General features: G+C 44.0%; 13 protein-coding genes. 4 read left to right on the plus strand and 9 right to left on the minus strand.

Features of this window, described 5'->3' with window-relative positions; genetic code table 11:
• Positions 1-23: 23 nt before the first annotated feature.
• On the plus strand, positions 24-1,475 hold the full coding sequence (locus BN1765_RS13780; RefSeq protein ID WP_050615670.1) for an N-acetylmuramoyl-L-alanine amidase: 1,452 nt from the start codon (positions 24-26) through the stop codon (positions 1,473-1,475).
• A 145-nt stretch (positions 1,476-1,620) separates the two neighbouring features.
• Entirely contained in the window at positions 1,621-2,577 is a 957-nt protein-coding gene (hemH, locus tag BN1765_RS13785) for a ferrochelatase (RefSeq protein WP_050615671.1), read from the plus strand.
• A gap of 42 nt (positions 2,578-2,619) precedes the next feature.
• On the opposite strand, the gene rnz is transcribed toward hemH, so the two are convergent.
• Complete coding sequence (rnz, locus tag BN1765_RS13790) at positions 2,620-3,549, minus strand: ribonuclease Z (RefSeq protein ID WP_050615672.1); 930 nt, start codon at positions 3,547-3,549, stop codon at positions 2,620-2,622.
• A gap of 264 nt (positions 3,550-3,813) precedes the next feature.
• Here rnz and zwf point away from each other — a divergent pair, with 264 nt between their 5' ends.
• Entirely contained in the window at positions 3,814-5,319 is a 1,506-nt protein-coding gene (gene zwf / locus BN1765_RS13795; protein WP_050615673.1) for a glucose-6-phosphate dehydrogenase, read from the plus strand.
• A 61-nt stretch (positions 5,320-5,380) separates the two neighbouring features.
• Here zwf and BN1765_RS13800 read toward each other — a convergent pair whose 3' ends face one another.
• The 7 genes from BN1765_RS13800 to BN1765_RS13825 all read right to left on the minus strand — a co-directional run bounded on the left by BN1765_RS13800 (position 5,381) and on the right by BN1765_RS13825 (position 11,162).
• Positions 5,381-5,992: a class I SAM-dependent methyltransferase gene (locus BN1765_RS13800; protein WP_050615674.1), complete on the minus strand. Its 612-nt coding sequence runs from the start codon at positions 5,990-5,992 to the stop codon at positions 5,381-5,383.
• 160 nt (positions 5,993-6,152) lie between these two features.
• Positions 6,153-6,299, minus strand: coding sequence for a hypothetical protein (locus tag BN1765_RS20125; protein WP_154666092.1), 147 nt, complete (start codon positions 6,297-6,299; stop codon positions 6,153-6,155).
• Between the two features lie 114 nt (positions 6,300-6,413).
• Complete coding sequence (locus BN1765_RS13805; RefSeq protein ID WP_050615675.1) at positions 6,414-7,166, minus strand: STAS domain-containing protein; 753 nt, start codon at positions 7,164-7,166, stop codon at positions 6,414-6,416.
• On the minus strand, positions 7,159-7,800 hold the full coding sequence (locus BN1765_RS13810; RefSeq protein ID WP_050615676.1) for a cobalamin B12-binding domain-containing protein: 642 nt from the start codon (positions 7,798-7,800) through the stop codon (positions 7,159-7,161). The genes BN1765_RS13805 and BN1765_RS13810 overlap by 8 nt, the downstream gene beginning before the upstream one ends.
• A 12-nt stretch (positions 7,801-7,812) precedes the next feature.
• The gene (locus BN1765_RS13815) at positions 7,813-8,187 is read right to left on the minus strand and encodes a hypothetical protein (protein ID WP_050615677.1); all 375 of its coding nucleotides are present in this window, start codon (positions 8,185-8,187) and stop codon (positions 7,813-7,815) included.
• 170 nt (positions 8,188-8,357) lie between these two features.
• A complete protein-coding gene (gndA, locus tag BN1765_RS13820; RefSeq protein WP_050615678.1) occupies positions 8,358-9,761 on the minus strand; it encodes an NADP-dependent phosphogluconate dehydrogenase in 1,404 nt (467 codons plus the stop codon).
• A gap of 141 nt (positions 9,762-9,902) precedes the next feature.
• Positions 9,903-11,162, minus strand: coding sequence for a DNA polymerase IV (locus BN1765_RS13825; protein ID WP_050615679.1), 1,260 nt, complete (start codon positions 11,160-11,162; stop codon positions 9,903-9,905).
• Positions 11,163-11,591: 429 nt separating this feature from the next.
• On the opposite strand from BN1765_RS13825, the gene BN1765_RS13830 reads away from it, so the two are divergent.
• Entirely contained in the window at positions 11,592-13,391 is a 1,800-nt protein-coding gene (locus BN1765_RS13830) for a S9 family peptidase (RefSeq protein WP_050615680.1), read from the plus strand.
• 54 nt (positions 13,392-13,445) lie between these two features.
• On the opposite strand, the gene BN1765_RS13835 is transcribed toward BN1765_RS13830, so the two are convergent.
• Positions 13,446-15,152, minus strand: a complete 1,707-nt coding sequence (locus BN1765_RS13835; protein ID WP_390621204.1) for a methyl-accepting chemotaxis protein — start codon at positions 15,150-15,152, stop codon at positions 13,446-13,448.
• Between the last annotated feature and the right edge of the window lie 243 nt (positions 15,153-15,395).

Below are 15,395 nucleotides of genomic sequence, written 5' to 3' on the forward strand. Positions count from 1 at the left end.
AGTATGGGAGGTATTATATATAAATGAAAGCTGTATTGAAACTATGTCTCAGCCTGCTAGTAATGGCTTCTGGCATCCTGATTGCCGGGCATTCCAAGGCAGATGCCGCTGTAATCTTCAGCGATATACCTGCTGGCCATCAAGCATTCAATGAAATTACATACCTTGCTCAAGGAAAAATAGTAAGCGGAGACATATCAGGCAAATTCAATCCCAAAGCCAATGTAACAAGAGCAGAAGCCACTGCCATGATTGGCCGCGTATTGAACCTGAACGGAAACAAAAGAAAAACAGTATTCAAAGATGTAGGCAGCGCCAATTTCGCTTCCGGTTATATCCAGTCAGCAGTCGACAAGAATATTATTTCCGGTTACAGCGATCGGTCATTCAAACCTAACGGCCTCGTAACCCGCGGCGAAATGGCCATTATGATTTGTAAAGCGTTCGATTACAGTTTCGGCAATTCTTCATCAGGGGCGGCACAAGCCATTAAAAACCGCGGCATCGACTCCGGTGTGGAAGACGGTACATTCGGCTTTAACCGAACCAGCGACCGGGCAACGACAGCAATATTCTTAGCGAGAGCGATCAATGCCGATCTCAGAACCAATCACAGTGTATCCTTCAACAAAGTGAAATATGTAAACACTGCAAATTTAAATGTCCGGACAGGCCCGAACACAAACTATAGTATCAGCGGCAAACTGAATATCCAGGACCGGGTGGCGACAGCCTATCAAGCCGGCAGTTGGACCTATATCAAATCGGATAGCGGCATTACCGGATTCGTTCTTGACAGCTATTTATCCGTAAATCCTCTGCCAACAACAGGAGGAAGCGCCGATGACACGCCGAACGAAGACGGTACCCCATCAAGCCCGCTTTCTTCCCAAACAATCGTCATCGATCCCGGCCATGGCGGCAAGGATACCGGAAAAATTGGGCTAAACAAAGTAAAAGAAAAAGACATCAACCTTGATGTAGCACTTAGATTAAAGGCAATCGCACTAAAAACGCCTTTCAATATCAAATTAACGCGTGAAAATGATACTTTCCCTGAATTAAGGGATCGCGTGGCCTTTGCCAAACAGGCTAAAGCAAACATTTTTGTGAGCATCCATTCCAATGCTGGAAAAGGCACAGGCGCCGAAACCTACTATTATTCTTCCAGTGCCTATAATCCACATGTAGCCGACAGCATGGCATTGGCGAAATTCATCCAAGATCGATTGACTGTAGCGCTGGATATGAAAGACCGCGGCATCAAAAATGGAGATCTGCACGTCATACGGGAAAACTCGATGCCTGCAGTCCTTACTGAACTTGGATTCCTGGATCGTAAAGAAGATTTTGATAAGCTGAACAACCCGGACTACCGCCAAAAAGCGGCCGGTGCCATCTACATGGGTATACTCGATTATTACCAAAAGAAAGGCTATAACGTAGATTCCCTATACAGCTACGCAAGCAATTAAGGGCGAAGGCTGGAGCACAAAGCTCCAGCCTTCTTTATTTCTACACTATATATTCCCTTCACAAAGAAGCAATATCTACAACCGGCCACCGCCCTGCAATAAGATAAAATAAAGGTATCAATCATAAGAGAGGAATCATTACAGGATGAGAAAAACAGCTATTCTACTTGCGAATCTCGGTACGCCCGCAAGCCCTTCAGAATCGGATGTCCGGATTTACTTACAGGAATTTCTGGGCGACCGGCGGGTCATCGATATGCCAGGCTATAAATGGAAGCCTATCCTTCATGGCATCATACTGCGTACCCGTCCAAAAAAATCAGCTGCCCTCTATAAAAAAATATGGACCAGCGCTGGTTCGCCCATCATGGTTCACAGCGTCAACCAGCAACGCATGCTGCAGGAAAGACTGAAAGATAGAGGCGTCAAAGTCTTGCTGGGAATGAATTACGGCCAACCCAGCATCACATCCAAACTTGCGGAGCTGAAAGAATGGGGAGTGGAAAAACTGATCGTGCTGCCGTTGTTCCCGCAATATTCCTCCACAACGACAGCATCCGTATTCGACCATGTCTGCAGGGTGTTGAAAACCTGGCGCAGCATGCCGGAATTATGCTTTGTCCGTGACTTTCCGGACAATGAATATTTCATCCGGCTTCTCTCCCAAAGAAGTATAGAATGCACCCAAAAATATGGCGAGCCGGATGCCCTTATTCTTTCCTATCACGGAATCCCGCAGCGATATGCCGACGAAGGCGATGATTACCCCAAGCGGTGCAGGAAAACGACAGAGGCAGTGAAGAAACAATTGCCGCATCTGGATATTGTCGAGAGCTTTCAAAGTAAGTTTGGCAAGGAGCCATGGCTTCTTCCTTCAACTGGAGATATCCTAAAGCAGCTGGCCGGGCAAGGAAAAACGCATGTTCAAATCATGGCTCCTGCCTTTGCAGCTGATTGCCTGGAAACATTGGAAGAACTTGAAGACGAACACAGAAGCATCTTTAGCAAAGCAGGAGGCAAGGAATACCACTACCTTCCCGCTGCTAATGATGACCCTTTGTTCATCGATTGCCTTGTCCATATCGCCGAAAAATATCTATAAGAAAAAACGCCTGCGGCCATCATCCCTGCAGGCGTTTTTTACTCATTGCTTCTCTTTATTCAATTCGACCTGCAAAAAATCCTCCGCTATGATCGTTTGAGGAAAAATAGCACGGGCTTCTTCCAGCAACAAAGGAATTTCCTCAGGTAAATAACGCGAACTGATATGCGTCAAAATCAACTGGCCGGCGCCTGCTTCTTTAGCTGTCCGCGCTGCCTGGGCAGTCGTTGAATGATAGTATTCATACGCCATGTCCCCGCTGTCCGCTGAAAATGTCGCTTCATGCAGCAGATAATCACATTCTTCGGCGAGTTTTTTGCTATTTGCACAAGTGCGCGTGTCGCCTAATAGCGTCAGGACTCGCCCTTTCTTTGGCTCTCCGACAAATTCTTTGCCGTCGACAATCCGGCCATCCTCCAACTGCACGGTCTCGCCATTTTTAATCTGTTTGTAAATCGGGCCAGGCTTGATGCCGAGCGTTTTCAGCCTGTCCACCATCAGCTCGCCGGGGCGGTCTTTCTCCACAACCCGGAAGCCGAAGCATTCGATTCCATGGTCCAGTCTGGCCGCTTCCACCATGAAAGTATCATCTTCAAAAATACAGCCTTCTTCAATCTCTTCGATGATCAGCTTATATTTCAGATGCGTGCCGCTGATTTGAAGAGAGGTCTCAATGTAGGCTTTAATTCCCTTCGGTCCGTAAACCGTGCAATCACTGATTCCGCCCTGAAAAGAACGGGAACTCAGCAAACCGGGCAGCCCGTATATATGGTCACCATGCAAATGGGTGATAAAGATTTTTTCAATTTTGCTCGGTTTTACATGCGTATGGAGAATTTGATGTTGAGTGGCTTCCCCGCAATCAAACAACCATACCGCTTTTCTCTCTTCCAATAATTGCAATGCCACAGAAGAGACATTGCGTTTTTTGGCAGGGACGCCGGCCCCTGTCCCCAAAAATACAAAATTCACATGCAACCCCCCTGATTAAATAACGTTCTATAGTATTCCACTATTTCCTTTTAAACGATTATTTAAGCTTTATAACCTTATGGCGGTACTTTATAGTGCCAAAATAATTGTATCAAAGAAAAGATAAGGGATGTAAATTTCTTTTCTGCTTCCAAAGCGATATAATATGAGTGAATGTTTCAAATAAACTGAACGTATAAAGCCAATTTGGTAGCTAAGCGAAGAATGCTGCTTACCGGAATTCCTAAGAAAAGAGGTCGTAACATGAATACGAAACAGCCACCTACATCACTAATCATGCTTTTCGGAGCAACCGGAGATTTGGCTATGCGCAAATTGTATCCATCCTTATTCCGCTTATATCGGAAAGGAAAAATCAATGAGCACTTTGCCGTGATAGGTGTAGCGAGACGCCCGCTGACCCAAGAACAATATCAAGCAAATATCATGGATTCTGTCCAGTCCGCGCTTGAAAATGTCAAATTGGATGATCTGAAGCGTTTTGCGACACATTTTTATTATCATTCTCATGATGTATCGGATACCGAATCATATGCAGACCTTAAGCGGATTGCCGAAGAAATGGACAAGAAATATCAATTACAGGGAAACCGCCTATTCTATATGGCGATGGCGCCTGAATTCTTCGGATTAATCAGCAATCACTTAAAATCGTCAGGTTTAACGGATACTAAAGGCTATAAGCGTGTCATCATCGAAAAACCGTTCGGCCATGATTTTGAATCAGCTCAAGAGCTGAACAATATGATACGGAATTCGTTTGAAGAAGATGAAATCTACCGTATTGATCATTATCTAGGAAAAGAAATGGTCCAAAATATTGAAGTGATTCGTTTTTCGAACGCCATGTTCGAACCATTATGGAACAACCGTTATATCTCCAATATCCAGATCACGTCCAGTGAAACATTGGGAGTGGAAGAACGGGGGCGCTATTATGATAAGAGCGGCGCTTTGAAGGATATGTTCCAAAATCATATGATGCAAATACTAGCTCTATTGGCTATGGAGCCTCCGATCAGTTTAACGACGGAAGAAATCAGAAGCGAGAAAGTGCGTGTGCTGCGGTCACTGCGAGCCTATTCAGATGAAGAATTGGCTGAAAATTTTGTCAGAGGCCAATACGGACCGGGAACAGCCGGCTCCGAATCCCTTCCTTCCTATCGCGAGGAACCGATGGTCGATGAACAGTCGAACACAGAAACGTATGTAGCCGGCAAGCTGAAAATCGATAACTTCCGCTGGGCTGGCGTGCCTTTCTATATCCGTACCGGTAAGAGAATGGCCACCAAATCAACAAAAATTGTCGTACAGTTCAAGGATATACCGATGAATCTGTATTATAATCCGCAGGAAGAGTTGAATCCAAACCTGCTTGTCATCCATATCCAGCCAGACGAAGGGATTACCCTTCACTTGAATGTTAAGAAATCAGGCAAAAATGGCACTACTCCAATTCGCTTGAACTATTGCAATAAAAGCAGCGACAAAATGAATACACCAGAAGCATATGAAAAACTATTGTTTGACAGCATGGTCGGTGACACAACCAACTTTACCCACTGGGATGAAGTGGCGCTGTCTTGGAAATTCGTGGATGCCATCGCGCGCATCTGGAAGGAGAATCCGGAACCCGATTTCCCCAACTATGCATCTGGATCGATGGGGCCTGCTAAAGCCGATGAACTGCTTGAAAAAGACGGAAATATGTGGTGGCCGATTGAGGATTTTGAAATCGAAAGCTGTTAAAAAAACCAAAAATGGCACTTCCTCCAGAAGAGAAGTGCCATTTTTTCGATTGTTCACCTTATTATGATTCAATCACTTTTTTTAAAACTAACTGAATGACATGCCCTCTGCCAGTATGGCGTTTGCCCTCGTTCACTTCTTCTTCCCCATAGTAAAAATGCAGACATGTATAAGGCTTGATCCATTGAAGGACATCGATAGGATCATACATCAGCTTCTCTGAATCGGGACCGCCCGATTTGTACCGCAGCTGATCCTTCGAGTAGACTTCAACAATCAAATAGCCGCCCGGCTTTAACGAACCGATCATGCTGTCGAATAGAAAAGGCTGATCCTTTTCAGGCACATGCCCGAAAATCATGACCGCTGCATCGAATTGGCCTTTTTCTACCTTCTGCTCTGTCAGGTCCATTTCAACCGTTTCGACATGTACGCCCTTTTCTTCGGCCAATTTTTTTGTCTTTTCCAGGCCAACCCGGGAATGGTCATAAGCGGTAACTTTGTGTCCTTGTTTCGCTAGAAAGACCGCATTCCGGCCCTCTCCTTCAGCAAAGCAGCCTACTTGTGAAGATGCAGGAAGAATGCCGCTCATTTTATTCAAAAATTCATTTTCGTTTTTCCCGTATACAAAATCCTGATCTGAAAATCTCTTATCCCAATGTTCTTTAGACATGTAAAAGACCTCCCGTTTCTTTGCCTTCTTCCACTATACCACTGGGGCCATGCATCCGCAAAAATACCATTCGGGGTATAAAATTCACACTGGTTTCCCGCAAAACAAAGCAGCTGTCGGCTGCTTTGTTTGGTTGGGTCAACTGCCATGCATCAATTGTTCATTCTGGATTTGCTTCGTCATTTAGTTCTGCCTCTCCTGCCTGATCGGCCTTCGCCTTCCATCTATTTATGTAAAAGGAAACAAAAGATTCTACTGCCACATAAAACAGGAACAGCGAAACAGCTATAATAAGTATAGTTTTCATTTTTCTTACTCTCCCTTACGACAATAACGCTCTCTTTCCCGTTAAAAACAAGGATCATACCACCAAAGAGTCTATATTTATTATGAAGAATAGAAAGTTATTTCACAATACTAATTACGTATTTAAGAATTTGTTGAATGACGAATAATAATTCACTTCTGCATTCAACTGAAAAGCATGCAGGTTTTTGACATGCTCTGCTTTCAGCCCGATCAGATTTATGACTGTGTCCTCCCCCATAACTTTGATTACTTGCAGCAGCTGATTGATAAGAGCCAATCCATCTTCATCAATTGTACCGGTAGCCGTAAAATCAAAGGCGATTGCTTCATACTCCCCCTCAAACAAACGGATACTGACAGCCTTGGTGATTTCCTTCATTTTTTGGCTGGTGATATCACCGAAAATGGGTACAAATGCAAAGCTGGAGCTTAACGAGATAAATGGTCCCGACAATTGGTCCAATTTGTTCAAGACTTCCTCCAATTCTTCTTTCTTATGGAATAAATCTAGATCTGTTTCCTGGAGGCGCTTGCGAATGGCGCGGAAGTTTTCTTCCATCACCTTCATTTTGTCATCCTTGGGAATGAAACAAATCCGTATATATTCTGGATCGTAAGATGGATAGGCATCAAAAAGGGCAATTGTTTTTTCCCGTGTGTGGATATTTACTTCAAAGGGCCGCTCATCTTGTTCGCTCGTCAGGGCTTTAAACTTGGCAAAACTGCCTTCATCAAGGATATCGGCAATATGATGATTAGGAAAATAAAATTGGCGCTCTGCGGCCAGTGAAAAGTCGATAATATGGCCATCCTTTGATAGTTTAGTATATGCGACAGGCATTTGGATGATATCTTGTTCAGACATTTACTCTCTCTCCTTGCTTCAATCCGGCCATCCATTGTGTAACATCACCCAGATTTTTCATCACATTTGAAGGCTGCACCCCATACAGGCTGAAATCATGCTGAAGCGCCAACCGGCTGCCGATGATCACGTCCGGGCGCTCAGACAACGATGCTAGCCCTTTCAAATAAGCAGCAATACGAGGCAAATGATAAGCAATGGTAACAGAAAGGCAAACTACATCAGGTTTGATATCCTCGACTTGCTTCAGTACATGCTCAACGGGCATATTCGGCCCCAAGTAGCGTATCCTCCATCCATTTTCGGCAAAAAGCATCGATGCCATTTTCAAGCCAATATAATGGGACTCCCCTTCCAGGCACATGAACATAGCAGTCTGTCCCTTATACCCTTCTGTTTTGGGATGCAGCTTAGCCAGGATAAAATCACAGATGGCTGTAGCCAAATGCTCATCTGCCACACTTACCCGATTTTTTTCCCAGAGATCTCCGATATACTGCAGCGCAGGTGTAATGACTGAGTCCAATAGATCGACCAAATGCCTGTATGGAAGATTATTGATGAATTCATAAGCTTGATCTTGGTTGCCAGCCAGTAAGAGATCGGCGAAATCTTTTACAGTTTGGTCTTGCATATCCATTCCTCCTTAGAAAGCTGCTTCCATTTCCTTTAGAACGGCAATGCCGTTATCCAAGCAATGCAAGTAGAACTTCCGCTGTTCCTCGTCCAGGCTTAGCACTTGGCCGCCGAGCAATTCCTTCATCATTACGAAATTTTCCAACAAATACACTGGTGCCATTCCCCGGGCTGACAACAAACCTTGAAGCCAACTGGAATAATTGGTAAATAAGCTGGCATCCCCCATCTGATAGGCTGTATCCAAGTGCCTGTAATGATGTTCATTATCTTCTATGCACTTCTGTCTGCCCCTTTCCCCGTATCTCTCAATCAAATCGGGGTGATTCTCATAGAGGCCTTCCGTCAATTTCGTTGCCAAATCATGTATCACAGTATCTTGCAATATAACCTCCTCCATTCCTTTTCCTGATTAAAATACAAAAGGATAACCCGCCATTTTAAACCGTTTATTCTACTATAATCATAACAGTTAGGGAAAAGAATATCAGCCAGAACTGTTTGGGACACAAGAAAAAAAGCTATGGGTCTTCCCCATAGCCTAAAGTTTAGGAACTATTTCATCCACTCCGTATGGAATGTTCCTTCCTTATCCGTGCGTTCATACGTGTGAGCGCCGAAATAATCGCGCTGTGCCTGCAGCAGGTTGGCCGGCAAACGTTCAGAACGGTAGCTGTCATAGTAGGATAATGCAGCAGAGAAACATGGCACTGGAATTCCATTTGCAACGGCCAAAGAAATGACCTCGCGAAGAGCGCTTTGGTATTGCTCGACAATTCCCTTGAAATAAGGGTCGAGCAATAGATTCTTCAGTTCAGGATCGCGGTCATATGCATCTTTGATACTTTGCAGGAAGCGGGCGCGGATAATGCAGCCGCCGCGGAAAATCATCGCGATATCGCCATATTTCAAATCCCAGTTATATTCTTCAGAAGCCGCCCGCATCTGAGCAAACCCTTGGGCATACGAACAGATTTTGCTCATATACAATGCCTTGCGCACGGATTCGATCAATGCTTTTCGGTCGCCTTTATACTCGCTTGCCACCGGACCGGAAAGGACTTTGCTGGCAGCGACACGTTCTTCCTTCATTGCTGAAATGAAACGGGCGAATACTGATTCTGTGATGATTGGAAGAGGCACTCCCAAGTCAAGCGCGCTTTGGCTTGTCCATTTGCCTGTTCCTTTCTGGCCGGCACTGTCCAAAATGACATCGACCATCGGCTTGCCTGTTTCATCATCATATTTTTTGAAGATATCCGCAGTGATTTCGATCAGATAGCTGTCCAGCTCGCCTTTATTCCACTCTGAAAATACTTCATACAGCTCTTCGGCCGATAGGTCCAGAACATTTTTCAACAGAAAATAAGATTCTGAAATCAATTGCATGTCACCGTACTCAATGCCGTTATGAACCATTTTCACATAATGGCCCGCCCCGTCAGGACCAATGTAAGTGGTGCATGCGTCTCCATCGACTTTGGCAGCGATCTCTTTAAAAATCGGCGCAACCAATTCGTATGCTTCCTTTTGTCCGCCAGGCATGATAGACGGGCCTTTTAAAGCGCCTTCTTCACCGCCGGATACACCGGTTCCGATAAAGTTGATGCCTGCTTCACTTAGCTCCTTATTGCGGCGGACAGTATCTTGGAAGAATGTGTTTCCTCCGTCGATTACGATATCTCCTTTATCAAGCAATGGTTTGATTTGTTGGATGGTCGCATCCGTAGCTGCGCCCGCTTTGACCATTAATAAAATTTTGCGCGGCTTCTCCAGTGATTGGATGAACTCTTCAATCGTATATGTAGGCACAATATTCTTGCCTACCGCTTCTTTCATCATGTCGTCAGTCTTCTCGCGGGAACGGTTGAATACAGAAACAGAGTAGCCTCTGCTTTCAATGTTAAATGCTAGGTTTTTACCCATTACAGCTAGACCAATTACACCAATTTGTTGCATATCGTTACGTCCTTTCCGTATTTCAGCTGTATTTTTGATTCAATTATTTGCCCTACCGATGCAGGTGGTTTTTTGAACCGCCAACACCCTTTCCATGCTTTTATTTTATATCATTTTATCCTCTAAATCATACATCTATCATTATTTCATAAAATCATCAAAAACATCCTTGCTAAAACTAGTGTCTGCCTTTCCTTTATTCGTTTGAATTTCTTTTCTATCTTGCAAATCAAGAAAAACATTGCTTCCGAATTTCTTCTTTAGTTCTTCCACTGTCTTTAATAAAGGCTCCTTTTTAGCGTCCTGCTCAAAAGAAAACAAATCTAGCTGTTTAATGGCAGCTTGCTTTTCCACCACATCATAGGCTGTGACGCCAAGGAGGCGGACAGCATCGCCGTTCCAATGTTTCTTGAAAAGCAACTGCGCTTTCTCGAAAATTTCGCTATGTTCCACAAACGGGTTTTGTACAGCCTGGCTTCGGGTGATGGTCCTGCGGTCCTGATACCGGATTGTAATGCCAATCTTTGTGCCGAGAAGCTGCTTGTTCTTAAGACGGGCGGATACTTTGGACGACAGCTGGTCGAGAATCTTCAATAGCTCCCTTTGGTTTGTCATGTCCCTTGGCAAGGTAGTCGAATTGCCGACCGATTTGAAATCAAAGATCGATTCCGGGTCGACTGGCGAAAGATGGATCCCGTTGGCTTTCTCCTTCAATTTCAGGCCATTAATGCCAAGCAGCTTCTTCAGCTGTATTTCATTCGCATTTGCCAGTTCTCCGATCGTCCTGATTCCGATCGTTTCCAGTTTCATAGCCGTTTTTTCGCCGATGCCGTGCATATCAGCTGTCCGCTTCGGCCAAAGGACAGACGGTACATCCCTCTTTCTTAAAATGGTGATGCCCATCGGCTTTTTCATGTCAGAAGCTGTTTTGGCGAGGAACTTATTGGGGGCAATGCCGATGCTGCATGGCAAATCCAAATTTTCATAAATTCGTTTTTGAATGCTTTCGGCGATCTGGACCGGCGATCCCAAATGCTTGCAATCCGTAATATCAAGATACCCTTCATCGATGGAAACCGGCTCTACCATCGGCGTATAGGTGCGGAGCATTTCGAATATGCGGATGGAAGCTTCTCTGTATTTATCGAAATCAGGCTTTAAGACCACGAGATCCTTACATAGCTTCTTTGCTTCCCAAATCGGCATGGTCGTTTTGATGCCAAACTTTCTTGCTTCATAGCTGCAGGTAACGATAATGCCCCGTCTTTCTTTAGGGTTGCCGGCAATCGCGAGCGGCTTCCCTTTCAACGAAGGATCATGAGCGGCCTCTACCGATGCATAGAAACTGTTCATATCCACATGTAAAATAACACGGCCTTTTACAGGATACATACGCTCCAAGGAGGCCACCTCCTTTTCGTCCAAACTCTTTATCCTTAGTGTACCAAAAAACGAACATATGTGTTGATGCCAAAAATCAATCTGCATAAAAAGGATACTCTCTTTGAAAAATATGGTAATATGAAAATGTTGTTAAAATATTCTGCTAAATCTTTCTGGTCTTTGTTTGGAGGGTATTCATCCCCCTCCGATCATTCGTTGAATCAACCGTATTCTTACTGGCGCTTGATTTCCCCTTACATTTCTAGAAGCCCTGAAACTCGGGCTGATTGACATCTCATTATATGAAACGGCCATCCAGGAATGCGCCTCGTTGACCGATCAGATCAAAAATGGATTATGGAATCCGCAGGCATTGATCAAACAATACGCAGAATTGCTTAAAAACAAGCTAACAAGGAATTTAAGTAAAGAAAGGATCGATTAAAAGTGATTACATTCCCAAAACCCGACATGGAACAATACATCAAAACATTTACCATCGCCAATTTTACGGTCAGCCCTGATGAAAAACAATTGGTTTTCTCTATGAATCTTAACGGCCACTTCAATCTGTGGGCAATGGATTTGCCTAATGCTTTCCCTTATCAGCTGACCTCGATCAATCAAAGCTGCCATGAGTTGATATATGACAAAAAAGGGCAATTCATGATCGCTGGCTTTGACCAAGACGGAGATGAAAATACACAACTTTATGCCCTGCCTCCAAACGGCGGTGTGTTAAAAGAAATCGTCCATCATGAAAATTGCCGCAACTTTTATCCGATTCTCTCCAAAGAAAGCAACAAATTATATTATTCATCAAGTAAAGGCAATCCTTCCTACCTGAATATCTATTGCCTGGAACTCGACTCCGGTAAGGAAAGCACCATCATTCAGGGGACAGAAGCATCCACCTTATTGATGGACGTTTCCCCTGAAGGGACGCGTTACCTGTTCTACAAACACTTTAGCAATACAAATACTCGGTTATATATGAAAGACGGCGATAACGAATTTTGCCTGACGCCTCAGACCGACCGCCAGCATACAGCGAATGAAGCCCTGTTTGTTACAGAGAATATGGTTTATTTATTGACAGACTATGACAGTGATTACTCCTATCTGGCATCCTATGATTTAGAAACGCACACCTTTACAAAACTAAAAGAGTTGGAGAAAGAAAGCTTCACTTCTCTTCGCTTGGATAAAAAGAATCAAAAACTTTACATCAGTACCGAAAAAGGTGTGGAGGACCAGCTCTATTCCTACAACCTGAATAATCAAGATTGGGAACAGATTGAAACGCCATTTAGCATCATTGAAAAAATGGTAGTGGCCGAATCAGGCAACTTATATGTTTTAGGCAAAACCGCAACTGCCCCCACTAACATCTATACGTTTATCGACCAGAAATGGGCAGAAATCACCCATAATAAAGTTCCTGGAGTCAATCCTAGCGATCTGGTGGAACCTGAAATAGTCAAATTTTCTTCTTATGACGGATTGGAAATTGAAGCACTCTTTTTTAAGGCAAATGAAGATACCGCCAATGGCCAGCTGATTTTCTGGCCGCATGGCGGTCCACAATTCGCGGAGCGGAAATCCTTCCGGGCCATGTTCCAGTTCTTCTTGAGCCATGGGTACAGTATATTCGCCCCTAATTTCCGCGGCTCCACCGGCTATGGCCTGGAATTCATGAGAATGGTTGAAGGCGAATGGGGAAATGGCCCAAGACTCGATAATATTGCAGCACTGGACTGGTTGATTAAGAATGGGCATGCACAAAAAGGAGAAATCATCTTGCTGGGAGGCAGTTTCGGCGGATACATGTCCTTGCTGCTGCATGGGCGCCACGCCGAATATTTCAGTATGGTGGTGGATCTATTTGGCCCTTCTAACCTGTTTTCCTTCATTGACTCGGTACCGGAAGACTGGAAGCCGGTAATGGATGAATGGGTGGGGCATCCGATTCGCGATAAAGAAAAACTAACCGAATTTTCTCCTATCTCCTATATCGGCGGCATGACCAGACCGATGCTTATCATCCAAGGCGCCAATGATCCGAGAGTCGTGCAGAAGGAATCTGACCAAATTGTCCGGGCATTAAAAGAAGCAGGCCGGGAAGTTGAATACATGGTTTTGGAAGACGAAGGGCATGGGTTCTCCAAAAAAGAAAATGAAATTGCCGTCTATAATCGGATTCTTACTTTCTTTGAAAAACATCTACACACTCTAAATCGTGTGTAAATTTTAGCAAACCGCGCAACAAAGGGAAGACGATTGGCGTCTTCCCTTATTTTCTTACTTTAATTTAAATTGGCGCATACGGGCCTGCAGATGTTCAACCGATTCCGCCAGATATTCAGAGCTGGCTGATACCTGTTCCATTGCACTGCTGGTCTGTTGTGACGATGCACTTGTCTCTTCGATTCCTGCCGCCGTTTCCTCCGCTATGGAGGCAAATTCTTCTATGTATTTGCTCATCTCATGGCTTTTGTCTGCTACATCAGTGATGTTTTTGGCAACGACAGCAATCGTGTCCACCATGCCTGTGACAGCTGCGCTGATCTTGTTGAATGTCTTCTCTGTCTCTTGCGTTTGACTGGTATTCACCGAGACTTCATGATAGCCTCCCTTTAATACTTGCGTCACATCTGAAAATTCATTATGGAGATGGTTTGCATTTTTAGTAATGCTAACAACTGATTCGGCAACCTGTTCTGCCAGTTTTCGAACTTCATTGGCCACAACTGCAAAGCTTTTTCCATGTTCCCCTGCTCTTGCCGCTTCAATGGAAGCATTGAGTGCAAGGAGATTTGTTTGCTCTGCTATATTTTTAATAATCAGCACCATTTTCGTAATTTCCTGTGATTGCATCTGAAGATTTTCTACTTTTTCCACAGCATCCTTTATAATCGCGTCTACCTTCATCATCTGTTGCATGGAAGCTTCCATTCGCTCTTTTCCTTCTTCCGTCAGATGGAAGATTTGTGTTACCGAGTTTTCCATTTGGATACTATGCCCACGGACTTCTTGGATGTTGGCATCGACTGTCCCTACCGCCGTTGTCAGTTGATTGGACCTTTGCGCCTGTCTCTCGGACCCTGAAGCAAGCTCTTCCATCGTAATCGCCACTTGATCCGTTCCTGCCTTCACTTCATAAGCTGAATGCTGAAGCGCCTTGCTCTGTTTGCCCACAGTTTCCGCCACATCATCCAATTCCTGTAAAATACCGTACATATTATCTCTCATATCATTTGTTGCATGAATGAGTTGTCCTAATTCGCCTCCCAGCTTCGTTTCGATCCTTTCCTGGCTTAAATCGCCTGAGGCAATCAACTTCATCCTGTTCATAACCATGATCACCGGTCTGGTGATTCTTCTGAGCGTCATTATTTCAATGATAATGCCAATCACAATCGTCAATATCGATACAATCTTGATCACCCATAAGTTCTCAGTGCCATTGTCGACAATATCCTTCCCTTGCCTTTCCAGGATACTGCCCTGTTCTGCAGCCACTTTTTCAAAGCCGCCGATCAGTTCTTTTTCCAATGGGCCCACTTCTTCATACATAATTTCTTTCGCTTTTTCCTTATTGCCTTGGTCATATGCCATGAATACTTTTTTTAATAACTCATCCCATTCATTTTTCTTCTCCAGTAACTGATTTGTCTTAGAAGAATCGGACAGTTTCCGCAGAGTGCTTTCTAGGGCCATACTTTCCTCAGTCGTTTTCTCGAATTCTCTCCGGTATTCTTCCTTATCATATAATAAATATGCGCGTACCATAGCTGTACGCTCCGTCATGTTATAGGCGATGTTTTCATCAGCGATCAGTAAAGGCAATTGCTGATCAGTTATGCCAGCCATTTTTTCATTCGTCTTGTTTAATGAATATACATTATAAATTGCTAATAACCCCATCATCACAAATACAGAGGAAAAGCCGATTAGGATTTTAACTGTTAAGCCTTTTACATTAAATTTCTCTTTCAATGTCTCCACCTCTTCATACAAATTGCAACCAAAATAAGGAAACCACTCTTTATTTTTCGGCTACTTGTATAAAATGTTAAGGGTGATACGAGTTAGAACAAAAATAAAATGAAGCTTTGATTGATAAAGGTTTTCATTCATCCCCCACCGATTATTCTTTGAACCATTCAGATTCTTACTGGCGCTTGATCTTCCAATTACGCTTCTTCGTCGTTGCGGCATCTTTTGAAGCGGGAGTCTTAGCGCTGGTTA

The sequence above is a fragment of the Bacillus testis genome, from assembly GCF_001243895.1.
In the GTDB taxonomy this organism is placed as follows: Bacteria; Bacillota; Bacilli; order Bacillales; family DSM-1321; genus Bacillus_AD; species Bacillus_AD testis.

Coding starts and splice junctions, on each gene's coding strand:
- BN1765_RS13780 (WP_050615670.1), top strand. CDS start 24: ATGAAAGCTGTATTGAAACTATGTCTCAGCCTGCTAGTAATGGCTTCT.
- hemH (WP_050615671.1), top strand. CDS start 1,621: ATGAGAAAAACAGCTATTCTACTTGCGAATCTCGGTACGCCCGCAAGC.
- zwf (WP_050615673.1), top strand. CDS start 3,814: ATGAATACGAAACAGCCACCTACATCACTAATCATGCTTTTCGGAGCA.
- BN1765_RS13800 (WP_050615674.1), bottom strand. CDS start 5,992: ATGTCTAAAGAACATTGGGATAAGAGATTTTCAGATCAGGATTTTGTA.
- BN1765_RS20125 (WP_154666092.1), bottom strand. CDS start 6,299: ATGAAAACTATACTTATTATAGCTGTTTCGCTGTTCCTGTTTTATGTG.
- BN1765_RS13805 (WP_050615675.1), bottom strand. CDS start 7,166: ATGTCTGAACAAGATATCATCCAAATGCCTGTCGCATATACTAAACTA.
- BN1765_RS13810 (WP_050615676.1), bottom strand. CDS start 7,800: ATGCAAGACCAAACTGTAAAAGATTTCGCCGATCTCTTACTGGCTGGC.
- gndA (WP_050615678.1), bottom strand. CDS start 9,761: ATGCAACAAATTGGTGTAATTGGTCTAGCTGTAATGGGTAAAAACCTA.